Source organism: Variovorax trehalosi (assembly GCF_051216415.1).
Classification (GTDB): domain Bacteria; phylum Pseudomonadota; class Gammaproteobacteria; order Burkholderiales; family Burkholderiaceae_C; genus Variovorax.
Genome location: NZ_JBPJZG010000006.1, coordinates 528424 through 552040, shown reverse-complemented (window position 1 = coordinate 552040; position 23617 = coordinate 528424). Strand labels below are relative to the sequence as shown.

Annotated in this window: 20 protein-coding genes; 9 read left to right on the top strand and 11 right to left on the bottom strand. The window is 66.4% G+C overall.

Going from position 1 to position 23617, the window contains the following annotated elements:
• Positions 1–2 precede the first annotated feature (2 nt).
• Positions 3–926 carry a LysR family transcriptional regulator gene (locus ACSFA7_RS24410; RefSeq protein WP_435501744.1) on the bottom strand — a complete coding sequence of 308 codons (924 nt, stop codon included), beginning with the start codon at positions 924–926 and terminating at the stop codon, positions 3–5.
• Between the two features lie 98 nt (positions 927–1024).
• Here ACSFA7_RS24410 and ACSFA7_RS24405 point away from each other — a divergent pair, with 98 nt between their 5' ends.
• Genes ACSFA7_RS24405 through ACSFA7_RS24385 form a run of 5 tightly spaced genes read left to right on the top strand, consistent with a single transcriptional unit; the run spans position 1025 to position 7215 of the window.
• A complete protein-coding gene (locus tag ACSFA7_RS24405) occupies positions 1025–2002 on the top strand; it encodes a Bug family tripartite tricarboxylate transporter substrate binding protein (protein WP_435501743.1) in 978 nt (325 codons plus the stop codon).
• A gap of 13 nt (positions 2003–2015) precedes the next feature.
• On the top strand, positions 2016–3629 hold the full coding sequence (locus ACSFA7_RS24400; RefSeq protein WP_435501742.1) for a gamma-glutamyltransferase family protein: 1614 nt from the start codon (positions 2016–2018) through the stop codon (positions 3627–3629).
• Positions 3630–3650: 21 nt separating this feature from the next.
• Positions 3651–4613 (top strand): DMT family transporter, encoded by a 963-nt coding sequence (locus ACSFA7_RS24395; protein WP_435501741.1) that lies wholly within the window; start codon positions 3651–3653, stop codon positions 4611–4613.
• 11 nt (positions 4614–4624) lie between these two features.
• Positions 4625–5419, top strand: coding sequence for an SDR family oxidoreductase (locus tag ACSFA7_RS24390; protein ID WP_435501740.1), 795 nt, complete (start codon positions 4625–4627; stop codon positions 5417–5419).
• 29 nt (positions 5420–5448) lie between these two features.
• Positions 5449–7215, top strand: a complete 1767-nt coding sequence (locus tag ACSFA7_RS24385) for a DUF5672 family protein (RefSeq protein WP_435501739.1) — start codon at positions 5449–5451, stop codon at positions 7213–7215.
• Here ACSFA7_RS24385 and ACSFA7_RS24380 read toward each other — a convergent pair.
• Positions 7212–8114: a DMT family transporter gene (locus ACSFA7_RS24380; RefSeq protein ID WP_435501738.1), complete on the bottom strand. Its 903-nt coding sequence runs from the start codon at positions 8112–8114 to the stop codon at positions 7212–7214. The two genes, ACSFA7_RS24385 and ACSFA7_RS24380, sit on opposite strands and share 4 nt — an antisense overlap.
• A gap of 66 nt (positions 8115–8180) precedes the next feature.
• Here ACSFA7_RS24380 and ACSFA7_RS24375 point away from each other — a divergent pair, with 66 nt between their 5' ends.
• The 4 genes from ACSFA7_RS24375 to ACSFA7_RS24360 all read left to right on the top strand — a co-directional run bounded on the left by ACSFA7_RS24375 (position 8181) and on the right by ACSFA7_RS24360 (position 11999).
• Positions 8181–9248, top strand: coding sequence for a glycosyltransferase family protein (locus tag ACSFA7_RS24375; protein WP_435501737.1), 1068 nt, complete (start codon positions 8181–8183; stop codon positions 9246–9248).
• A 58-nt stretch (positions 9249–9306) separates the two neighbouring features.
• Positions 9307–10290 carry a quinone oxidoreductase family protein gene (locus tag ACSFA7_RS24370; protein ID WP_435501736.1) on the top strand — a complete coding sequence of 328 codons (984 nt, stop codon included), beginning with the start codon at positions 9307–9309 and terminating at the stop codon, positions 10288–10290.
• Between the two features lie 124 nt (positions 10291–10414).
• Positions 10415–10813 carry a response regulator gene (locus ACSFA7_RS24365; protein ID WP_435501735.1) on the top strand — a complete coding sequence of 133 codons (399 nt, stop codon included), beginning with the start codon at positions 10415–10417 and terminating at the stop codon, positions 10811–10813.
• A 187-nt stretch (positions 10814–11000) separates the two neighbouring features.
• Entirely contained in the window at positions 11001–11999 is a 999-nt protein-coding gene (locus tag ACSFA7_RS24360; RefSeq protein WP_435501734.1) for a bile acid:sodium symporter family protein, read from the top strand.
• A 640-nt stretch (positions 12000–12639) separates the two neighbouring features.
• On the opposite strand, the gene ACSFA7_RS24355 is transcribed toward ACSFA7_RS24360, so the two are convergent.
• The 9 genes from ACSFA7_RS24355 to ileS form a co-directional block, all read right to left on the bottom strand.
• A complete protein-coding gene (locus ACSFA7_RS24355) occupies positions 12640–14298 on the bottom strand; it encodes a Na/Pi cotransporter family protein (protein WP_435501733.1) in 1659 nt (552 codons plus the stop codon).
• 63 nt (positions 14299–14361) lie between these two features.
• The gene (locus ACSFA7_RS24350; protein WP_435501732.1) at positions 14362–15216 is read right to left on the bottom strand and encodes a phosphodiesterase; all 855 of its coding nucleotides are present in this window, start codon (positions 15214–15216) and stop codon (positions 14362–14364) included.
• On the bottom strand, positions 15213–16274 hold the full coding sequence (locus tag ACSFA7_RS24345; RefSeq protein WP_435501731.1) for an ABC transporter ATP-binding protein: 1062 nt from the start codon (positions 16272–16274) through the stop codon (positions 15213–15215). The genes ACSFA7_RS24350 and ACSFA7_RS24345 overlap by 4 nt, the downstream gene beginning before the upstream one ends.
• Complete coding sequence (locus tag ACSFA7_RS24340; RefSeq protein ID WP_435501730.1) at positions 16264–17064, bottom strand: ABC transporter permease; 801 nt, start codon at positions 17062–17064, stop codon at positions 16264–16266. The genes ACSFA7_RS24345 and ACSFA7_RS24340 overlap by 11 nt, the downstream gene beginning before the upstream one ends.
• 13 nt (positions 17065–17077) lie before the next feature.
• Positions 17078–17899 carry an ABC transporter permease gene (locus ACSFA7_RS24335; protein WP_435501729.1) on the bottom strand — a complete coding sequence of 274 codons (822 nt, stop codon included), beginning with the start codon at positions 17897–17899 and terminating at the stop codon, positions 17078–17080.
• Between the two features lie 12 nt (positions 17900–17911).
• Positions 17912–18925: an ABC transporter substrate-binding protein gene (locus tag ACSFA7_RS24330; protein ID WP_435501728.1), complete on the bottom strand. Its 1014-nt coding sequence runs from the start codon at positions 18923–18925 to the stop codon at positions 17912–17914.
• Positions 18926–18963: 38 nt separating this feature from the next.
• Positions 18964–19974, bottom strand: coding sequence for a LacI family DNA-binding transcriptional regulator (locus tag ACSFA7_RS24325; RefSeq protein WP_435501727.1), 1011 nt, complete (start codon positions 19972–19974; stop codon positions 18964–18966).
• A gap of 157 nt (positions 19975–20131) precedes the next feature.
• On the bottom strand, positions 20132–20650 hold the full coding sequence (lspA, locus tag ACSFA7_RS24320; RefSeq protein ID WP_206177627.1) for a signal peptidase II: 519 nt from the start codon (positions 20648–20650) through the stop codon (positions 20132–20134).
• Positions 20650–23499 carry an isoleucine--tRNA ligase gene (gene ileS / locus ACSFA7_RS24315; protein ID WP_435501726.1) on the bottom strand — a complete coding sequence of 950 codons (2850 nt, stop codon included), beginning with the start codon at positions 23497–23499 and terminating at the stop codon, positions 20650–20652. Before ileS ends, lspA begins: the two co-directional genes overlap by 1 nt.
• Between the last annotated feature and the right edge of the window lie 118 nt (positions 23500–23617).

Sequence of the window (23617 nt, the reverse complement as noted above, 5' to 3'; positions counted from 1 at the left end):
TTTTATTTGCCGGCGCGCGGCGGCTTCATGTGCTGCCGCGCCATCGCCAGGAAAGCCAGTGCGGCCGGGCTGAGCGGATGCTTGGCCAGCCGCACCGCGACGACCGGGTATTCGAGCGTAGGCCGCGTCACCGCCACCGCGCGCAGGTTGCCGGGCATCAGCACTTCCACATAGCGCGGCAGCAGCGCCACGCCCGCGCCGGCCTGGATGAGACCGAAGGCCGTCGACAGCATCGACACGTGATGCACCACCTGCGGGTACACGTTCGCCACGCTCGACAGCTGGCGGCTCACCGCGCGCCAGATATTGGCGTCGGGGTTGACGTGGATGAAGGGCAGCGCATCCAGGTGCTTCGCATCGACCACCACGCGCTGCGCGAGCGGGTGGTCGTCGCGCACGAAAAGGGCCATGCGTTCAGTGAACAGCGGCTCGGTCGCCAGCTCCGAGTGCTTCTGACCGATGTCCGATCCGAAACCCAGGTCGGCCTCCTGCGAGAGGATGCGCGAAATCATCTGCTCGGCCGTGCTGTCCAGCAGCGTGGTCGCGAGCGTCGGGTGCTTCTGCGAGAAGCGGCCGAGCATCGGCGGCAGCAGGGCGCCTGCCGTGAGATGGCCCACGGCCAGCACCACGCGCCCTTCGCGCAGCTGCGATTGCGAGCGGCAGGCGCCGACCGACTCGTCGATCAGCCGCAGCGCCCGCACGGCCGTCTCGACCATCACCTGGCCCGCGCTCGTCAGCTGGATGCGGCGGCCCCGGACGATCAGCGGCTGCCCGAGCTGCTCTTCCATGCGCTTGACCAGGTGGCTGATGGCCGGCTGCGTCAGCTGCAGGCTCTCGGCAGCGAGCGTGAAGCTGCCCGATTCGGCCACCGCTGCCAGCGCCCGCAGCTGTTGCAGCGAGACTTCTTCCGTGGCGTTCTTTGTCATAAGCAGCGCTCATAGTTGAATAAGCGGAATTATCTGGCTTGATGCGCAGCGGCTGCATAGCATGGGAGGTTTTCCCTCCGGGCCAGAATCCAAGCACCATGAAAAGAATCCAGTTCCTTCAAGGGGCCGCCGTTGCGCTGCTGTGCATGGCCGCGTCGTCCGCCAGCCTGGCGCAGGGCTACCCGAACAAGCCGATCCGGCTCATCGTGCCGTTCCCCGCGGGCGGCGCCACCGACCTCTTCGCCCGCACGCTCGGGCAGAAGATGGGCGAGAAGCTCGGCACCCAGCTGATCATCGACAACAAGCCCGGCGCCGGCGGCGCCATCGGCTCCGACCAGGCGGCCAAGGCGCCGGCCGACGGCTACACGCTGCTGCTGGCCACCACCAGCACGCATTCGATCGGCCCGGCCGTGATGCAGAAACTGCCCTACGACACGGTGCGCGACTTCACGCCCATAGGCCATGTGGGCGATGCGCCCAGCATCATGCTGGTGCCGGTCACCTCGCCCGCAAAGACTGTGCGCGAGTGGATAGCCTACGCACAGAAGAACCCCGGCAAGCTCAACTACGCATCGAGCGGCAACGGCACCATCGTGCAACTCACGGCCGAGCTCTTCAAGGCGCAGGCCGGCGTGTTCGTGACGCACATTCCCTACAAGGGCACGGCGCTGGCCATTCCCGACCTGATCAGCGGCAAGATCGACGTGCTGTTCGATTCGCTTCCCACCGGCATGCCGCATGTGCGCGACGGCCGTCTGCGCGCCCTGGGCGTGACGACGCTCAAGCGCTCGCCGCTCGCGCCCGAGCTGCCGCCGATCGCCGACACGCTGCCGGGCTACGAGTCGAACACCTGGTTCGGCTTCTACGGTCCGAAGAACCTGCCGGCCGACATCGTGGCGCGCGTCAACAAGGCAGCGAACGAAGCCATTGCCGATCCGGAAGTGAAGGACAAACTTGCGCGCCTGGGCATCGAGCCGGCAGTGGCCGGCACGCCCGAACAGTTCGCGAAGATGGTGGCCATCGACGCTGCCAAATGGAAAAAGATCGTCGTGGACCGCAAGATCACCAACGAATAACGAGACCGCCGACATGAACTTCGACTTCAACAACCCTTACCTCTCGACGCGCATCCCGATCTTCGCGCGCAACGTGGTGTCGACCTCGCACCCGCTCGCCTCGCAGGCGGGCCTGCGCATCCTGCAGCAGGGCGGCAACGCCGTCGATGCGGCCATTGCCACCGCGGCCGTGATGACGCTGGTCGAACCGGTGAGCAACGGTCTGGGCAGCGATGCCTTCTGCATCCTGTGGGACGGCAAGGAACTGCATGGCCTGAACGCCTCGGGTCCCGCGCCCAAGGCCTGGACGCCCGAGTACTTCAAGGCCAAGTACGGCGCCGACGCCACCACGCCGCCGATGCGCGGCATCGACTCGGTCACCGTGCCGGGTGCGGTGCGCGGCTGGGTCGCAATGAGCGAGCGCTTCGGCAAGCTGCCGTTCGCCGACCTGCTGGCACCGGCCATCGACATCGCCGAACGCGGCTACCTCGTGCCGCCGGTGGTGCAGGGCAAGTGGGCCGCGGCCACGCCGTTGCTGGGTTCGCAGCCCGGCTTTGCGCAGACCTTCCTGCCCTGGGGCCGCGCGCCCGAGGTGGGCGAGCTGTTCCGCTTCACCGCGGCGGCGCGCGCGCTCAAGGCCATTGCCCGCACCAAGGGCGAGGCCTACTACACCGGCGAGATCGCCGAGGCGCTCGCGAAATTCTCGAAAGAGCAGGGCGGTTCGCTCACCGTCGCTGACCTCGCGGCCTACCAGCCCGAGTGGGTCAAGCCGATCTCGCGCGACTACCGCGGCCACACGCTGCACGAGATTCCGCCGAACGGGCAGGGCATCGCGGCGCTGATCGCGCTGGGCATCCTCGAGAAGTTCGACATCGCGTCGCTGCCGGTCGACTCGGTGCAATCGCAGCATCTGCAGATCGAAGCGATGAAGCTGGCCTTTGCCGACGTGTACCGCTACGTGTCGGAGCGCAAGACGATGGAAGTGACCACCGAGCAGATGCTCGACGACGCCTATCTCGCATCGCGCGCTCGCCTCATCGACGTGAAGAAGGCACAGGACTTCAAGGCCGGCAACCCCGTGAAGGGCGGCACCATCTACCTCACCGCGGCGGACGAGAGCGGCATGATGGTGAGCTTCATCCAGAGCAACTACATGGGCTTCGGCTCGGGCTGCGTGGAGCCCGAATTCGGCATCAGCCTGCAGAACCGCGGCCACGGCTTCAGCCTGAAGGCCGAGAGCCCCAACGTGGTGGCACCGGGCAAGCGGCCGTTCCACACGATCATCCCGGCCTTCCTCACCAAGGACGGCCAGCCGGTCATGAGCTTCGGCGTGATGGGCGGCAACATGCAGCCCCAGGGCCATATGCAGACGCTGGTGCGCATGCTCGACTACAAGCAGAACCCGCAGGCCGCCTGCGATGCGCCGCGCTGGCGCTTCAACGCGGGACTGGAGATCAACGTCGAGGCCGCGATGAACCCCGACACGGTGCAGGGCCTGCGCGACCTCGGCCATCACCTCGATGTGATCAACGATTCCTACCAGGACTTCGGCGCCGGCCAGTTCATCTGGCGCGCGGGAGACCCGTCGGTCGAAGGCTACGTGGCCGCGAGCGACCCGCGGCGCGACGGCGTGGCGGCAGGGTTTTAACGGGCGCGCGATGATCGGGGGATGACCAAGACCGCCGCACAGACCGGCATCCCCCTCTCGCAGAGCGGCGCAAAGAGCATTGCGCCCGGCCTCATCCTCGCCTCGCTGGGCGCCATTGCGTTCAGCGGCAAGGCGATCATCGTCAAGCTGGCCTACCGCTACGGCGTCGATGCCATCACGCTCATCATGCTGCGCATGCTCTTTGCGCTGCCGCTGTTCGCGGTGATGGCGTGGTGGGCGGGGCGCGGCAAGCCGGCGCTCACCTTTCGCGACTGGCTCGGCGTGGTCGGCCTGGGCTTCTCGGGTTACTACCTCGCGAGCTTTCTCGACTTCGCGGGGCTCGCGTACATCTCGGCGAGCTTCGAGCGGCTGATCCTGTATCTCAACCCCACGCTGGTGCTGCTGTTCGGCTGGATCCTGTACCGGCGGCGCGCCACGCGCCCGCAGGTGCTGGGCATGGTCGTGAGCTATGCCGGCGTGCTGCTGGTGTTCGGCCACGAGCTCTGGACTGGGGGTGGCGGCAAGGGTGGCGGCGCCGCGGCCTGGGGCGCATTCCTCGTGTTCCTGAGCGCAGTGAGCTATGCGGGCTATCTCGTCTACAGCGGCGAGTTCGTCAAGCGGCTCGGCTCGCTCAGGCTCGTGGGCCTGGCCACCACGGTGGCGTGCGTGCTGTGCATCCTGCAGTTCGTGCTCACGCGGCCGATCAGCGTGGCGATGCAGCTCGCACCCGAGGTCATCTGGCTCTCGGTGCTGAACGCCACGGTGTGCACGGCGGTGCCCGTCCTGATGGTCATGATGGCCATCGAGCGCATCGGCCCCGCGGTGGCGGCGCAAACCGGCATGATCGGGCCCCTGTCGACCATCCTCATGGGGGTGGTCATACTCGATGAGCCGTTCACCGCGTGGATCGCGGCCGGCACGGTGCTCGTCATTGCGGGCATCTTCGTTTTCACACGCAAGGGGCGCGAAGCCCCTGCACGTTAGGAGCAACAAACATGGATCTGGGCATTGCAGGCAAGACCGCGCTGGTGTGCGGCGCGAGCAAGGGGCTGGGCTACGGCTGCGCCGAGGCGCTGGTGCGCGAAGGCGTCAACGTGGTGATCGTGGCGCGCGGCGCCGAGGCGCTGGAAGCGGCGGCGAAGAAGCTGGCCGAAGTTGCCGGCGCATCGGGCAGCCCCTTCGTCAAGCACGTGGCGGCCGACATCACCACCGAAGCTGGCCGCGCGGCCGTGTTCGCGCTGGGCCATGACTTCGACATCGTCGTCACCAACGCCGGCGGCCCGCCGCCCGGCGACTTCCGCAACTGGGACCGCGAGGCGTGGATCAAGGCGGTCGACGCGAACATGCTCACGCCCATCGAGCTCATCAAGGCGACGGTGGATGGCATGGCCAAGCGCGGGTTCGGGCGCATCGTGAACATCACCTCGAGCTCGGTGAAATCGCCCATCGACATCCTCGGCCTCTCCAACGGCGCGCGCAGCGGCCTCACCGGTTTCGTGGCCGGCGTGGCGCGCACGGCCGTCGCGGCGCAGGGCGTGACCATCAACAACCTCTTGCCCGGCTCTTTCGAGACAGACCGCCTCAAGGGCACGATGGCCGGCACGGCGCAAAAGACCGGCCAGGACTTCGACACCGTCTGGGAAGCCCGCAAGAAGAACATCCCGGCCAAGCGCTTCGGCACGCCAGCCGAGTTCGGTGCCATCTGCGCCTTTCTCTGCAGCCAGCAGGCCGGCTACATGACCGGCCAGAACGTGCTGGCCGACGGCGGCGCCTACCCCGGCACCTACTGAGTCGGCTCACGGGCGAGGGGAGGCGCATCGTGAGCAACAGCAACAACAGGTCTTTCAAAAAAATAACGCTGGTGTCGGTCACCGGGCTGCCCGACGCGCGGGGCGCGGCGATGGCCCTGCAGCACAGCCAGGCGCAGATGCCCGGCGCGCGCGCTCTCTTGTGCAGCCCGCAGGCGCCCGCCCACCTGGCACCGGGCATCCAGCATGTGGCCATCGCGCCACTGAACTACCACGAGTACGGCTGGTTCATGATGTTCGCGCTCTGGCGCGTGGTGCAGACCGAGTTCGCGCTGGTGGTCCAGGAAGACGGCTGGGTCGTCAATGCGGACAACTGGCGCGACGAGTTCCTGGACTTCGACTACATCGGCGCGCCGATTCATCTCGCAAAGATCGACACGCCGCAAGGCACGTTCTGGCGCAACCGCTTCGAGTGGGCCGATGAGCTGCACAAGCCCGACCACGTCGTCACGCCGATCCAGAACGGCGGCTTCAGCCTTCGCAGCCGCCGCTTCATGCGCGCGCTGGTCGACCACCCGCACATCCGCGTCGAGATTCCGCCACCCGATGCGGTGGAGGGCGATCCGCTGAAGATGCAATGGCAGCACAACGCGCTGCTCGAAGACGTGCAGCTCAGCGGCGTGCTGCGTCCCGCGCTCGAAGCGGCTGGCATGCGCTTCGCGCCGCTGGAGCTGGCGCGCAGCTTTTCCATCGAGCATGCGGGGCCGCAACTGCACCATGGCTACAACGCGCTGCTGCTGTTCGGGCACCACGCGAAGGTGCGGCAACTGGCGAGTCTTTCGCCGCTCACGCTGCGTTCGCTGATTCCGCTGTCGCAACTCGATGCCTGGTACGGCGAGCGCGACATCCTGCAGATGTTCGAGCGCAACGGCTACCGCATCGAGTTCGCGGCCGAGCCCGTGGCGTCGAATGCCGCGCCGCGCAAGGTGTACGACTGCATCACCTACAACGGCGAGGCCGACATCCTCGCGGCGCGGCTGCATGAGCTGTCGGAGGTGGTCGATTGCTTCGTCATCGTCGAAGCCGATCGCACCTTCAGCGGCGAGCCCAAGGCGCTGCGCTTCGATGCCGCCGACCCGCGCATCGCGTCGTTCCTGCCGCGCATCCGGTATATCGCGGTGCACGACATGCCGGTCGTCGATGAAGCGGCGGATGCGGTGCCCGTGGTGGGCGACTGGCTCTCCGACACACCGAAGTCCGGCTTCTGGATCCGGGAGAAATTCCAGCGCAACCAGATCGTGCGCGGCCTGCACGATGCGGCGCCCGACGACCTCGTCCTGATCTCCGATGCCGACGAGGTTCCGCGTGCATCGGTGGTGCGCGCGATGCGCGACGACCGCCGGCACGCGATCTTCGGGCTGTGCCTGGCCTTCTATTATTTCTACGCGAACTACCGCAACGTCGAGGGGCCGGAGGCTTCGTCGGTCTGGACCGTGGCGGCGACGCGCGCGCAACTCGATGTGCTCACGCCCGACCAGTTGCGCATGCGGGTGCGAACCGGGGCGCAGCCCGCGCTGATCCTCGCGGAGGCCGGCTGGCATCTCTCGTACCTCGCAATGGACGAGGCTGCGGTGCGCGCCAAGATCCGCGGCTTTGCGCATCAGGAATACAACGCGCCGGAATTCCTGGCCGCCATCGTCATCCCGGCGCTGCTGGCTTCGGGCAAGGATCTTTACGACCGGCCAGGCTATTCCTGGCGACTGGTGGGGCGCGACGAAGCGCCTCAGTGGCTGGCTGGCCAGCCGGAGCTGGCGCATCTGTTCGCACCGACGCCTTAGCGTCGCGACGCCACCACGATCCCGCCCACGATCAGCACGAACGCCACCCCGTGGTACCAGTGCGGCGCCTCGCGCAGGAACGCCGCCGACAGCAGCGCGGCGAACAGCGGCGTGAGGTTCATGAAGATGCTCGCCGCCTGCGGGCCCGCGCGCTGCACGCCCGTGCCCCAGCAGCGGTAGGCCACCACCGCGGGGCCGATGCCGATGAATGCCATCGCGGCGACGAGCGGCCAGCCGAGGTCGATGTGGGCATCGGTCAGCGTCCACTCGCCGGCGGCCAGCGCGCCCGACCATGCGAGGCCGAACACCAGCTGCGCCATCAGGAAGGCGGCCCAGTCCTGGCGCACCTGCTTCGGCTCGTGCGTGCGTGCCAGCAGCCAGCTGTAGAAGGCCCAGGCGATGGTGCCGGCGATCATGTACAGGTCGCCCGGCACCAGCCGCAGCCCGAGCAGCTGGCGCCACTCGCCGCGGCTCAACACCAGCAGCACGCCGAGCATCGACAGAAGCGCACCCGCGATCTCGCGCCCGCTCACGCGCGCGCCGAAGAACAGCGTGCCCGTCGCGAGCATCCACAACGGCAGGCTGGAGCCCACCAGCGTGACATTGATCGGCGTGGAGGTCTGCAATGCCAGGTACTGGAAGGCGTTGTACAGCCCGATGCCCAAGAGGCCGAGCACCGCGTAGCGCTTCCAGTGCGCCCAGAGCGGGCTGTCGCTGCGCAGCACCGAGGCCGCGAACGGCAGCAGCAGCACGAACGCGATCACCCAACGCACGAAGTTCAGCGTCAGCGGCGACACCAGCTCGCGCACCAGCCGGCCGACGACAGCATTGCCGGCCCACAGCAGTGGCGGTGTGGTCAACAGGAGGACGGTGAGGGGCGTGAGGCGCTGTGTCTGCATGGACGCCGACTCTAACGGGCATCGCGGGCGTGCTTCGGCCTGTACCAAACGTGGCACGATCCGCGGATGATTTCCGACGCGCTGACCATCCTGGTACCCACCTACCGCAACGACGCGAAGGCCCGCCGCGTGCTGGCCGGGCTGGCGGCCCTGGTGGCCGGCAGCGAAGGGCGCATGCGCCTGATCGTCGGCGACAACAGCCAGAACCCGCAGAAGCACGAATTCCTCTGGCGCTTGGCCGAATGGAGCCCCGGCCTGATCGACATCCATTGCCGGCCGCAGCGGATCTCCGGGCAGATGAACCTGCTGGACCTGTTCGGGAAATCGGCTTCCGGAATCCTGATGTTCCATGCGGACGACGACTACATCTCGGACGACTACATGGTGCGCGCGCACGAGATCCTGCAACAGGACCCCGGCGTCTCCGCGGCGTACACCTCGTACATCGTGAGCAAGGGCGGCTCCATCCTGACGGTGCCCCAGACGGCGCCGCAGCTCGACCAGGCCTCGCCCGTCGAGCGGCTGATCGAGAACCACAACTGCTGGGGCGGCTACAACCTGTTGTTCTATTCGGTCTTCAGGAAGCGCAGCCTCGAAGGCACGGTCGCTTTCCTGAATGCCTGCCCGATCGAGGCGCCTTTTCACGACTGGTGGTTCAGCTACGCGATGGTCTGCGGCGGCAGCGTGCGCAACGCCGCGGTGGGCCAGATCCTGTATGCGGCCGAAGGGACCCATGAGATGGGCGGCAACGACTCGGTCGCTCATTACGCGGCGCTGGGCTTGCCGCCGATCGTGAGCTATCTCCAGCTGCTGTTCACCGCGGCTGAGGGGGCCTGCTTCTTTCTCGGCAGATATTCGCCTCTGTCGGACGCCGGAGGGCGGCAGGCCTGCGCCCAGTTCATGTTCGAGACGAACATCAGGATCGCTATCGCGCGGCTTCGGCAGAGCGACCTGCCGGCGCTCGGCATCGAGGGCGAAGTCCTGCAGCAACTGACCACGGTCGTCCTGAACAACGACTGGCTCACATTGGAGAGCACCATCGATTTTCTTCATCTCGTCCTGGCCCGGACGCGCGTCGACCTGGCCGACCGGTACCGTGACTTCCTGACCGATGCGCTGAAAATCCCTGCCTGAGACCCGGGCCGGGTTTTTTCGTTACTGTCGCTCCACCCTCCTTTCCGAGAACCACTCTATGAGCAAAGCTGTCCGTATCGACCGCCATGGCGGCCCCGAAGAACTGAAGATCGTCGACGTGGAAGTCGGCGACCCCGGTCCCGGCGAGATCCGCATCCGCCACAAGGCCGTGGGCCTGAACTTCATCGACACCTACCAGCGCAGCGGGCTCTATCCGTTCCAGATGCCGCTGCAGCTGGGCATGGAGGCCGCGGGCGTGGTCGAGGCGGTGGGCGAGGGCGTGACGCATCTGAAGGCAGGCGACCGCGCCGCCTATGCGAGCCAGCCGCCCGGTGCTTACTGCGAGGCGCGCGTCATGCCGGCCAAGAACGTCTGCAAGCTACCCGACGCCATCTCTTTCGAGACCGGCGCGGCCATGATGCTCAAGGGCCTGACCACGCAGTACCTGCTCAAGAAGACACTGCCCGCCGAAGGCCTGCAGCCCGGCGACTTCATCCTGTTCCATGCCGCGGCCGGCGGCGTCGGCCTCATCGCCTGCCAATGGGCCAAGGCGCTGGGCCTGCAGCTGATCGGCACTGCCGGCAGCGACGCCAAGTGCAAGCTGGCGCTCGACCACGGCGCGGCGCACGCCATCAACTACAGCACCGAGAACTTCGCGGCCCGCGTGAAGGAGATCACCGGCGGCAAGGGCGTGAAGGTGGTGTACGACTCGGTGGGCAAGGACACCTACGAGGGGTCCATCGACTGCCTGCGTCCCTTCGGGTTGCTCGCCATCTTCGGCAACGGCTCGGGCCCGGTGCCGCCGATCAGCCTGGGCACGCTGGCCTCCAAGGGCTCGCTCTATGTGACGCGGCCCACGCTGTTCACCCACATCGCCACGCGCGAAGCCACGCAGGCGATGGCGGACGACCTGTTCGCGGTGGTCGAAAGCGGCGCGGTGAAGATCCCGATCGACCAGCGCTACGCCCTGGCCGATGTGCAGCAGGCGCACCGCGACCTGGAAGCGCGCAAGACCACGGGCTGCACGATCCTCACGCTCTGACGCACCGGCGGGAGGACGGGGCCGGCGCAGCCAGTCTTGTCCTACCCGCGGTGGGGTGTCATGCCTTCGACTTGTGGCGGGCGCACTTTGTAGGCTGTGTCCTAAGCAAGGAGGCAAGCTGGTCATGAACATTCGCACCTTCATCGTCGAAGACAACCCCACCATCCGCGAGAGCCTCGTGGGCACGTTGCGCGAGGTGGCGCGGGTCGATCCGGTCGGCGAGGCCGAGACGGAGGCCGAAGGTTCGCGCTGGCTCACACGCAACCTGGCGCTGTGGGACCTGGCCATCGTCGACCTGTTCCTGAAGGACGGCACCGGTTTCCGGGTGCTCGAAGCCTGCCGCCAACGCAACCCCGCGCAGAAGATCGTGGTGCTCAGCAACTACGCCACGCCCGAGATCCGGCGCAAGTGCGCGCACCTGGGTGCTGACGCGGTGTTCGACAAGGCCACCGAAATCGACGACCTGATCGATTACTGCCAGCGCCACCGTCAGGAGCGGTTCAGTTCGCAAACTGCACACTGAGGTCGGGCATTCGGCCGCCGCTCTGCAAGCGATGCGGGTCTTCGCCGAAAATTACCCCTTTAAGGCGCGAGGAGCACGCGCCGGGCTCCGCAAATTGGCGACGAGATTCATGCGCGGAAATCACTCATTTTTCTGCTGAATCTGGTACTTGCCGCACGGGTCGCGTCCTGGGGCGCTCCTTCCCGTCATGTCCCGCTCCCGCTTTCTTCCCGACAACTTCACCTTCGCGCTTCTCTCGGTCGTCACCCTGGCGAGCTTGCTGCCCGCGAGCGGCAACACCGCGCATCTGTTCGAGTTGCTGACGACCGTCGCCATCGCCCTCCTGTTCTTTCTGCACGGCGCCAAGCTGTCGCGCGAGGCGATCATGAACGGCATCACGCACTGGCGGCTGCACCTGCTGGTGTTCGGCAGCACTTTTGTGCTGTTTCCGCTGCTAGGGCTGGCGCTCAAGCCGCTGCTGCTGCCGCTGATGACGCCCGAGCTCTACACCGGCGTGCTGTACCTCTGCGTGCTGCCGGCCACGGTGCAGTCGGCGATTGCGTTCACGGCGATGGCGCGGGGGAACCTGCCTGCCGCGATCTGCAGTGCGTCGGCATCCACCTTGCTCGGGGTGTTCATCACGCCTTTGCTGGTCAATCTCGTGGTGCTGCCGAATGGGGGGCATGCGAGTTCGTCGCTGGGGTCGATCGGGCGGATCCTGCTGCAGCTGATGGTGCCGTTTCTGGTCGGGCATCTCTTGCGGCCCTGGATCGGCAAATGGATCCAGCGGCGTGCGGCGGTGTTGAAGTTCGTGGACCAAGGGTCGATTCTGCTGGTGGTCTATACGGCGTTCAGTGCGGCTGTGATCGAGGGGCTTTGGCGGCAGGTGCCTGCGCATGCGCTGGTCGGGCTGCTTGTGGCCTGTGCGGTGGTGCTGGGGCTTGCTCTGACCCTGACTACGCTGTTGGCGCGCAAGCTGGGGTTCGATATGGAGGATGAGATCACGATCGTCTTCTGTGGGTCCAAGAAGAGTCTGGCTAGTGGGATTCCTATGGCGAAAGTGCTGTTTCCTTCGCACGCTGTTGGAGCCATCGTGTTGCCTTTGATGTTGTTTCATCAGATGCAGTTGATGGTTTGTGCTGTGTTGGCTCAGCGGTATGCGCGTAGAGGGCGGGTTGAGAGTTCTGTTTTGAAAACGGCTGAGTAGTTTTTTTCCGAGGCCGGGTCTCGCCCCGGCGGGCGACTCACTTTCTTTTGCTTCGCCAAAAGAAAGTAAGCAAAGAAAAGGCGACCCCGCTGTCTGCGACCCTTCGCTTCGCTACGGGCAACCTGCGGTGCTCGCGTTTCGCGGGGTCTCGCAGAACTCGCTTCGCTCAAACAGCTGCGAGCCCTGATCCGCGAAACGCTGCGCTCCTCGGCGCAGCCAGAGGGGAGGGGGAGACGAACGGGCCATCGCTTTGCTCGGCTTGCAATCGGGCCTTTGCTTCGCTCGGCCCTGGGATTTGCTCCCTCTCTCTTTGGGAGAGGGCTGGGGTGAGGGCACCGTGGCCGAGCGAAGCAAAGGCCCGTAAAGCATTGAGCCGCCGAGCGCAGCGATGGCCTGTCGGTCCCCAAATCCCTTCTGTATGCGCCGAGGAGCGGAGCGTTTCGCGGATCAGGGCTCGCCCTTGTTTGAGCGAAGCGAGTTTGGGCGAGACCCCGCGAAACGTGAGCACCGCAGGTTGCCCGTAGCGAAGCGGAGGGACGCAGACAGCAGGGTCGCCTTTTCTTTGCTTACTTTCTTTTGGCGAAGCAAAAGAAAGTGAGTCGGCCGCCGGGCCGAGACCCGGCCTCAGGCCCAAAGAAAACTAACTCTCAATCTTCCCAAGCCGAGACTCCCGAAGCCGGCTAGGCGCCAACGCCCCAGCCGACTCCAGAATCGGATAAGCAATAGAACAAATATGCGAATTGATCCGCTTCAAATCGCTGATCAAGTCGATATGCAGCGAACTGGTCTCGATGCTAAGAGTCGTCCGATCCGACAACCGATCCAGATGAGTCGTCGCATAAGCCCGCTCCAGATCCCGAAACCGAGCCTTCTCTTCCAAAAGCTTCTGCGCATCCCGAACATTCCCGTTCAAGAACACGCTCATGCTCAACCGCAGGTTGGCAACCAGCCTTCCGTGCAGCTCGACGATCTCCGCCATCCCGGCCTCCGAGAAATTGCGCTGCGGTTTGATCTTCTTGTCTTCCACATCGATGATCACCCGCTCGATGATGTCGCCGATCTGCTCCATGTTGATCGTGAAGCTGATGATGTCCGTCCAGCGCCGGCTTTCCTCTTCGCCCAGTGCCTCGCGCGAGATGCGCGTCATGTAGTACTTGATGGCCGAGTACAGCTCGTCCACCGTGTCGTCCAGCTGGCGCAGCTCCTGCGACAGCCGCGTGTCGTTGTTGCGGATCACGTCGAGCACGCCGATCAGCATGGTCTCCACGATGTCGGCCTGGTGTAGCGCCTCGCGCGCGGCGTTCGAGATCGCGAGCGAGGGCGTCGAGAGCGCCGAGGGATCCAGGTGATGCGGGCGGCTGGTGCTCGAGGCCTGCGGTGTCGGCAGCATGCGCGTCACCAGCTTGGCGACCCATTGCGTGAGGCCGATGAAGCCGACGCTGATGATGACGTTGAAGGCCAAGTGGAACAGCACCACGCCATGCGTCTGGTTCGGCAACTCGGGCTGCACGTAGCGGATCCACAGGCCCACGAAAGGCGCGACGATCGCCACGCCCAGCGCCTTGAAGAGCAGGTTGCCGACCGTCACCTGCCGCACCGACACCGCCGACTTGGCCGTGGTCAGCACCGCGAGCAGGCCGCTGCCGAGGTTGGCGCCGAGCACCAGGCCCAGCGCCACATCGAGCGGCACCACGTTCGACGTGGCCATGGCCGCCACCAGCAGCACCACCGCGAGGCTCGAATAGGCCACGATGGCCAGCACCGAGCCGATGGTGATTTCCAGCAGCACATCGCTGTTGATCGATGCCAGCACCGCCCGCATCGCGGGGGCCGAGAAGAGCGGTTCGGTCGCTTCCACCACCAGCTGCAGCGCCAGCAGCATCAGCCCCAGCCCGATCAGCACCCGCCCCACGCGGCCCGCCACGGTGGCCGAGCGCGTGATGAACAGCACCACCCCCACGAAGATGAACATCGGCGAGAGCCATGAGAGGTCCGCCGAGAACAGCACCGAGATGAGCGCCGTGCCCACGTCGGCCCCCCGCATCACCGCCAGCGCGGCCGGCAGCGTGACCAGGCCCTGGCCGACGAAGGACGAGGTCATGAGCGAGGTGGCGGTGCTCGACTGCACCAGCGCCGTCACGCCGATGCCCGAGAGGGCGGCCGTGAAGCGGTTGCGCATGCTCTGCACGAGGATCTTGCGCAGGTTGGCGCCGAACACGCGCAGCACGCCGGTGCGAACCAGATGGGTGCCCCACACCAGCAGTGCGACTGCCGCGAGCAGATTCAGGAGATGCTTCATGGGTGTCGGGTTCTGTCCTTTTCGTTTTGGTTCGTTTTGACCCCATTTTCCACAAGTACTGAATCAGTCGATCAGCGCCCCGTTGTCGTGGAAAGGGTAAGGGCCCTCGAAGCGGCCGGAGGCGGCCAAGTGGGTGACGAGACGACCGCTTCGTGCGGACCACGCGTGCACCCGGAAACCGGGCGGTTCCAGCGTCCACGCCGAGGGCGCGCCGGGCGCCAGGTCGAGGCAGACCTGGTGCGCCGGGGCTGGCGAAGTCGAGGCGATGGTGCCGCCGAAGCGCACGTCGATGGCGCGGTGCAGATGCCCGCAGATCACGCGCTCGACGTTCTTGTAGCGGGCGATCAGCGCCTCGAGCGCGTCGGCGCCTTGCAGCAGGCCGATCTCGTCCATGTGGCCGATCAGCGTCGTGAAGGGCGGATGGTGCATCGCGACCACCACCGGCTCATCGCGGCAGGCGTCCAGTTGGGCTTCGAGCCAGCCCAGGCGCTTCTCGCACAGCGTGCCGTGGCTTGCGCCGGGCACGCAGGTGTCGAGCGTGAGGAGCCGCAGCTCGCCCACACGCACCGAATACTGGATGAAGCCGGCCGTGTCGTCGCCCGTGCCGAGGTACACATGGCCGGGAAAGCTCTTGCGCAACTGGTCGCGGTCGTCGTGGTTGCCGGGCATCAGGTGGACCGGCATGGTGAGCGGGGCGAGCAGGCGCGCCAGGTGCTCGTACTCGGCGGCGCGGCCGAAGTCGGTCAGGTCACCGGTGATCACCACCGCATCGGGCTGCTGCGGCAGCGCGAGCACCGACTGCACCGCCTGCTGGAGGTAGGGCGCGGTGTCGATGCGGCCATAGGCCAGCCGGCCCGGCTCGCGGATGTGAAGGTCGGTCAGTTGGACCAGGAAGGTGTCTGGGTTCGTTGTCGTCATGCGCTGGTTTCCTGCGACGTCATCAGGCGGTCGGGGTGGACGCGAAGGCCCACCGGATCACCCGGACCGAAGGGGTTGTCGCGCCCCACGTCGGCCACCAGCAGGGGCTGGTCCTGCACGCGCAGCTGAAGCTGCACGCGGTCGCCGAGAAAGGTGCGGCGTTCGACGGTGGCGGTGCCCCAATCTGGCCGGGGCGCGCTCACTTCGACATCTTCGGGTCGCACCAACAGCATCGCATGGCTCTGCCAGGCAGGCGGGCAAGGCAGCGTGCTTCCGCCGAGTCGGACAACGCCTTGCGCGATGGCCTCGGGCGCGCGCTCCAGTCGGTTGACCCGGCCGAGGAACTCCGCGACGAAGGGATGCGCGGGCGCGCGATACAGGTCTTCGCCACGGCCGACCTGCACGATGCGGCCGGCGCGCATCACCGCAAGGCGGTCGGCGATGGCGAGCGCTTCCTGCTGGTCGTGCGTCACGTGGATGGCGGTGATGTGCAGGCGGCGCAGCAGCTCGGCGAGCTCGTCGCGCAGCGACTCCTTGAGCTTGGCGTCGAGCGCGGCCAGCGGCTCGTCGAGCAGCAGCACGCGGGGGCGCACGGCCACGGCGCGGGCCAGGGCCACGCGCTGGCGCTGGCCACCGGAGAGTTCGGCGGGGCGCTTGTTCTCCAGTCCGCCGAGGCGCACGAGGTCGACCAGCTCGCCCACGGCGCGTTTCTCTTCATCGGCTGACACACCGCGGATGCGCAGGCCATAGCCGATGTTGGCCGCCACCGTCATCTGCGGAAAAAGCGCGTAGCTCTGGAACACCATGCCCACGCCGCGGTGTTCGACGGGGCGATCAGTCACGTCCTGGTCGCCGAAGACGATGCGGCTGCCTGCATCGGGCGCTTCCAGCCCCGCGATCAGTCGCAGCAGCGTGGTCTTGCCGCAGCCCGAAGGGCCGAGCAGCGCGAGCACCTCGCCGGGCTCGACGTGCAGATTCGTCGGCTGCAGGCCGCGCGTGCCGTCCGCGTAGGTCTTCGCGCAATTCGCGATGTCGATGGGGATGCGTTCAAGTTCCATGGCGTTTCTGCATCAGGTTGGCAAGGTACTGCAGGCCCCACAGCACCGGAAGAATGACGGCGAAGAAGACCAGCGTGTAGGCCGATCCGATCTCGATGCGCATCGAGGCGTAGCTGTCGGCCAGCCCTACGGGCAGCGTGCGGGTGAGCGGCGTGTGCAGCATCCAGGTGAGGTTGAATTCACCCACCGAGAGTGTGAACACCATCAGGCTGCCGGCCACGATGGCCGGGAACACGGCGGGCACGAGGATGCCCATGAAGCGCTGGCGGAAATTCGCGCCCAGCGAGCGTGCGGCTTCTTCGAGCGCGAGCAGGTCGTCGCGCTGGAAGGCCGAACTCACGGTGCGCACCATGAAGGGCAGCGTGAAGACGATGTGGCCCACGAGGATGAAGGCGAAGCTCGTGCGAAACGCGGTGAGCTGGCCGTAGGCGAGGATCAGCGCCAGCGCGGTCGCGAGACCTGGCACGGCGACGGGCAATGTCAGCAGTTCCTCCAAGATGCGCGCGGCCCGCGAGCGGCTGCGCGCGAGCGCGTAAGCGCAAGGCACGCCCAGCAGCACGGTGCAGATCACGCAGGCGACGGCCAGCCCGATCGACCAGCCGACGGTGCCGCCGTAGTTCTCCCACACCTCGCCGAGCCAGCGCAGCGTGAGCCCGCTTTTCAGGCCCGCGCTGTAGTTGTTGACCAGCCCCGCCATCACCGACAGCAGCATCGGCGCGATCATGAAGAGGCTCACGATCACCGTGACCGCGAGCAGGAAGGGCGCCTTGGGTTGCGTGTTCTTGCGCATGCGTGTTCCTCTTTCAGCGGGCCACAGGGTTGGCCCCGAAGCGCCGCGCGACGAACAGCACCAGCCAGGTCACGAGGCCCAGCGAAATCGACAGCGACGCGGCGAGCGCGAAGTTGGCGTAGTTGGTGAACTCGTTGTAGATGGTGATCGGGATCACCTCGAACTTGCTGGCCAGCGTGAAGGCCGTGCCGAAGGCGCCCATCGAGGTCGCGAACAGGATCGCACCGCAGGCCAGCGTGGTGGGTGCGAGCTCGGGCATCCAGACGTCGCGTGCGACGCGGAGGCGCGACGCACCGAGCGAGCGCGCGGCTTCTTCGAGCTGCACGTTCATCGCCTCGGCCGCCGCGGTGTAGGTGGCGATGGCACGTGGCAACGAGAAATACAGGTACGCGAGGAACAGGCCGAGCAAGCCATACGCGAAAGTGATGCGCTCGCCGATCAGGCTGTCGCTCACGTCGGCCACCAGCCCTTGCCGCCCGCCGAGCAGGATCACGAAGAAACCGATGATCACGCCCGGAAACGACAGCGGCAGCGTGAGCAGCGACAGCAGCACGCGCTTGCCGACGAAGGCATGGCGCGCGAGGTAGATGCCCACCGCGGCGCCCAGCACCAGCGTCGCCAGCGTCACCGCCACCGACAGCACCACGGTGTTGGCCATGCTCTGCAGGTAGCGCGAGTCGGTCAGCACCGCGAAGTAGGTGGCCCAGCCTTTGTCTGCCGGGAGCGCGAGCAGGCGCACCACCGGCAGCAGCCAGAAGGCCGTGAAGAAGGCGGCTGCGGGGGCCACGCAGGCGAGCAGCCGCCAGCGTGGGTTCCAGGCGTTGGCGGACTTCATCTCGAGACGGACTCAGCGAACCTCTTTGAGGTAGCGGTCAGAGAACGCGCGCTGCGCCTCGGCCATGCGACCGTAGTCCACGCTCTTGGCACGCGCGTATTCGCTCGCCGGCAGGAACTGCGCTTCGATCTCCTTGGGCATCGCGTTCGCGCGCACCGGCCGCAGGTAGGCCTTGGCCCAGATCGCCTGGCCTTCGTCGGACAGCGTGAAGTCGAGCACCTTCTTCGCGTCGGCCGCATGCGGCGCCTTGGCGACCAGGCTCATCACATAGGGCACGACCAGCGTGCCTTCGCTCGGAATGACGAAGGCGACGTTGGCCTTGTCCTTGTACTTGGCGCGGTAGGCATTGAAGTCGTAGTCGAGCAGGATCGCGATTTCGCCCGACAGCACGCGCGCGTACGAGGTTTGCTTGGGCACGATGGGCTCGTTCTTCTGCAGCGCCTTGAAGTAGTCGATGCCCGGCGTGAAGTTGTCCAGCGTGCCGCCGCGCGCCTGGTTCACCGCCACCGCACCCACGTAGCCGACGAAGGCCGAGGCGGGGTCCAGGTAGCCGATCAGGCCCTTGTATTCGGGCTTGAGCAGGTCAGCCCATGACTTGGGAATCGGCTTGCCCTTGAGCGCATCGACGTTGACCATGAAGCCGAGCGTGCCCGAATGGATGGTGAACCAGTTGCCGGCCGGGTCCTTGAGGCCGTCGGGGATGTCTTTCCAAGCGGCGGGCTTGTAGGGCTCGATCACGCCATCTTTCGCGGCCTGCACCGCGAAGGTCACGCCCAGGTAGGTGACGTCGGCCACGGGGCTGGCCTTCTCGGCGACGAGCTGGGCGAGCGACTGGCCCGAGTTCTTGTTGTCGGCCGGCACGGTGACGCCGGTCTTGGCCTTGATGGCCTTCAACTGCGTGCCCCAGTCGGCCCATTCGGTGGGGCAGTTGTAGCAAATGGCGGTCTGGGCCATGACGCTGCCGGCGGCAACGAAGGTGGCGGCGATCAGGCCCAGGCGGGCCATGCGGGAGATGCGGAGGGACATGAAGAAGCTCCTTGGATGGATGGGAGTGGTGACGGTGATCAATCGGTGGCGACGTCGCACGCGGATGCGCACGACTCGCCGTCGCGGAAGGTGTGGGGCAGCAGCAGGCTCGCGTCGGCCTGCAGCGTGGTGCCGCCGGCCATCGCCTGGATCAGCAGTTCGACGCTGTGGCGGCCGATGTCGCTGTTGGGCTGCGCGATGGTGGTGAGGGCGGGCGTCAAGTCTTCGCCGAGCGCGATGCCGTCGAAGCCGATCACGCTGAGGTCGTCGGGCACCGAGAGTCCGCCCAGGTGCGCGGCGCGGATGCTGCGGATGGCGAGCAGGTCGTTCGAGCAGACGAGCGCGGTGGGGCGGTGATCCGCCTGCAGCACGTGGGCGAGCGCATCGACGGCGCTTTCGACGAAGGGCACTTCGATCAGCGAAGGCGCCTTCAGACCCGCGTCGGCCATGCCCTTCTGGTAGCCGCGATAGCGCTGCTGCGCGCGGTCGGATGCGGCGAGCGTGCCACTGACCATCGCGATGCGGCGATGGCCGAGCAGCACGAGGCGCGCCACCGCATCGGCCACAGCGGCTTCGCTGTCGACGGTGACGCAGGGATGGTCCGCGTGTCGGTTGTAGGCGAGCACGTAGGGCGTGCCGGTGGTGCGCAGCCGCGCGAGCGCCTTCGAAGTGGAGGGGTTCGAGACCACGAGGATCAGCCCGTCGACATTGCCGGCGAGCAGCAGTTGAACTGCGCGCTCTTCCTCGTCGAGGCGGTAGCCCGTGGTGACTGGAAGGATCGCGTAGCCACCGGCGATGGCCGCGCGCGCAATGCCCTGCAGGCATTCGGCGAAGGTCGGGTTCAGCAGCGTGGGCAGCACCACGCCCAGCGTGCGGCTGCGCTGGGTGCGCAGGGTGCGCGCGCTCGCGTTGGGCACGTAGTGAAGTTCGCGCGCCACGCGCTCCACCAGCTCGCGTGTGGCGGGCGTGACCTTGTCGGGGAAGTTGAAGGCCCGCGACACAGTGGCCACGGAGACCTTGGCTTTGGCGGCTACGGCTTGGATGCTCATCGTGCGGTGTTCATGTAATCGATTACATTGAACCGTGGCAGTATGACTTCGTCATGACATCGCGCGAAAGCGGGGAGAAACCCTCGGCCCGCCGTCGAGGGCGCAGCGACCAAAGAAAAAGGGCCCGAAGGCCCTTGAGTCATTTGCTTGACTGGCGTTATTTGCCCCGGCGAACCCGCCGGATCTCGTCAACGATCAGGCAGATGGCCCCGAGCGTGATCGCGCTGTCCGCCGCATTGAATGCCGGGAAATACCAGTTGCCCGCGTGAAAGCTCAGGAAGTCGACCACGTAGCCGTGCATCATCCGGTCGACCACATTGCCGATGGCACCGCCCAGGATGCAGGCCATCGCGAACGAAAAGAGCTTCTGCCCCGCGTGCGACCTCAGCATCCAGACGATGAAAATCGCCGCCGCCACGCCGATCGCCGTGAAGAACCAGCGCTGCCAGCCCGAATGGTCGGCCAGGAACGAGAACGCCGCCCCCGTGTTGTGCGCCCGCACGACGTTGAAGAAGCTCGTCACGTAGGTCGCATCGCCGAGCTTGTAGTAGCCCAGGATCAGCGTCTTGGTGAACTGGTCGATGATCACGATGATCACCGCCAGCCCGAGCCAGGGCCAGATGCCGAGGCTGCCACCGCGCGAACGCGATGCCGATGCGGAGCGTGCGGCGGCCATCAGGCAAAGCTCCGCGATTCGCCGGCGCCGAACAGGTTGCTCATGCAACGGCCGCAGATCGTCGGATGCGCCGGGTCGTGGCCCACGTCTTCGCGGTAGTGCCAGCAGCGCTCGCACTTCTGCGCGGTGCTCGGTGCCACGGTGGTCGCGAGCGTTTCGCCCGCCGCCAGCGCGATGGCCGAGGTGATGAAGACGAACTTCAGGTCGTCGCCCAGCGTGCTCAAGAGCGCGAAGTCGTCGGCCGGCGCGCTCAGTTGCAGGTCGGCCTGCAGCGACGAGCCGACCTTGCCTTCGGCGCGCACGGCCTCGATGTCCTTGTTGACCACATCGCGGATCTCGCGGATGCGGCCCCACTTGGCGAGCAGTGCTTCGTCGGGCGCGTCGAACTTGCAGTACGTCTCCGCGAAGATCGATTCGCCCGGCTTGCCGGTGCTCACGAACTTCCACGCTTCCTCGGCCGTGAAGCTCAGGAACGGTGCCATCCAGCGCAGCATGGCTTGCGAGATGTGCCAGAGCGCCGTCTGCGCGCTGCGGCGCGCGAGCGAGCCGGGGGCGGTCGTGTAGAGGCGGTCCTTCAGGATGTCGAGGTAGAAGCCGCCCAGGTCTTCCGAGCAGTAGATCTGCAGCTTGGACACCACCGGGTGGAATTCGTACACCTTGTAATGAGCGAGGATCTCGGCCTGGAACTGCGAAGCGCGCGCGAGCGCGTAGCGGTCGATCTCGAGCAACTGGTCGAGCGGAACCGCATCCTTGGCGATGTCGAAGTCGCTGGTGTTCGCGAGCAGGAAGCGCAGCGTGTTGCGGATGCGGCGGTACGAGTCGACCACGCGCGCGAGGATCTTGTCGTCGCCCGCGATGTCGCCCGAGTAGTCGCTCGCAGCCACCCAGAGGCGGATGATTTCCGCGCCCAGCTTGCTGCTGATTTCCTGCGGGTCGATGCCGTTCTTGAGCGACTTGCTCATCTTGATGCCCTTGGCATCGACGGTGAAGCCATGCGTGAGCAGGCCGCGGTATGGCGCGCGGTCTTCCAGCGCACAGGCGATCAGCAGCGACGAATGGAACCAGCCGCGATGTTGGTCATGGCCTTCGAGGTACAGGTCGGCTTCGGGGCCGGTGTCGTGGTGCACGGTGGGGTGCGTGCCGCGCAGCACGTGATAGAAGGTCGAGCCCGAGTCGAACCACACCTCCAGGATGTCGGTGCTCTTGGTGTAGCTCGGCGCGTCTTCAGCGCCCAGGATTTCCTCGACCGTCACGCGGCTCCAGGCCTCGATGCCGCCCTTCTCGACGATGTCGGCGGCCTGGTCGAGGATTTCCATGGTGCGCGGATGCAGCTCGCCCGAATCCTTGTGCAGGAAGAACGGGATCGGCACGCCCCAGCTGCGCTGGCGGCTGATGCACCAGTCGGGTCGGCCGGCGATCATGTCGTGCAGGCGCGCCTTGCCGTTCTCGGGATAGAAGCTGGTCTCTTCGATCGCGTCGAGCGCGGTCTGGCGCAGCGTCTTGGGCGCCTTGTCCTTGGTGAACACGCCTTCGCCCTCGTCCATGCGGATGAACCACTGGGCGGCCGCGCGGTAGATCACCGGCGTCTTGTGGCGCCAGCAATGCGGATAGCTGTGGGTGATGGTCTCGGTGGTCAGCAGCCGGTTGGCGTCGCGCAGCGCGGCGATGATCACCGGCACGGCCTTCCAGATGTTCTGGCCGCCGAAGAGCGGGAAGTCGGGCGCGTAGCTGCCGTTGCCCTGCACCGGGTTCAGGATGTCGTCGTACGCTACGCCGTGGGCGATGCAGGAGTTGAAGTCGTCCACGCCGTAGGCGGGCGAGGAGTGCACGAGGCCGGTGCCGTCGGTGGCGGTGGCGTAGTCGGCCAGGTACACCGGCGACAGGCGCCTGTAGCCGGCGTCCACGTCGTACAGCGGATGTTCGAATTCGAGCCCGCCGAGCGCCTCGCCCTTCACCGTGGCGAGCACCTTGCCGTCGAGCGCATAGCGCGTCATGCACATCTCGACCAGCGAGTTGGCCAGGATCAGGAGGCCCCGCTCGGTGTCGACCAGCGAGTATTCGATCTCGGGGTTGAGGTTGATCGCCTGGTTGGCCGGGATCGTCCAAGCGGTGGTGGTCCAGATCACGGCGAAGATGTCGCCGAGGATCGTGTGGTCGGTGCCGAAGGCCTTGAGCACCTTCTCGCGCTCGTGCGCCTTGAAGGCCACGTCGATGGTCTGGCTCTTCTTGTCGGCGTATTCGATTTCGAATTCGGCCAACGACGAGCCGCAGTCGAAGCACCAGTACACGGGCTTCAGGCCCCGGTAGACGAAGCCGCGCTCGATCACGCGCTTGAACGCGCGCAGCTCGCCGGCTTCGTTGGCGAAGTCCATGGTCTTGTAGGGATGGTCCCATTCGCCCAGCACACCCAGGCGCTGGAAATCGACCATCTGCTGCGCAATCTGCTCGGTGGCGAATGCGCGGCTCTTGGCCTGCATCTCGTCGCGGCTCAGGTTGCGGCCGAACTGCTTTTCGATGGCGTTCTCGATCGGCAGGCCGTGGCAGTCCCAGCCGGGCACGTAGAGCGCGTCGAAGCCTTCGAGCTGGCGCGCCTTGGTGATCATGTCCTTCAGGATCTTGTTCACCGCGTGGCCCATGTGGATCTGGCCGTTGGCGTACGGGGGACCGTCGTGCAGGATGAACTTGGGCGCGCCGTGGCGGGCGTCGCGCAGGCGGTGGTAGCGGCCTTCGTCGTTCCATTCCTTCACCCAGCCCGGTTCGCGCTTGGGCAGGTCGCCGCGCATCGGGAAGGGGGTGTCGGGCAGGTTCAGCGTGGAACGGTAATCAGTGGGGGAAGCAGCGTCAGACATGTTGGGGTGCGAAACAGAGTGGCTTCGACAGGCTCAGCCCGAACTGCATTGAGCGGTCGGTGCGGAAGATATAGCCGTTCGCCCTGAGCTTGTCGAAGGGCGGCAGCACGGGGCGTGC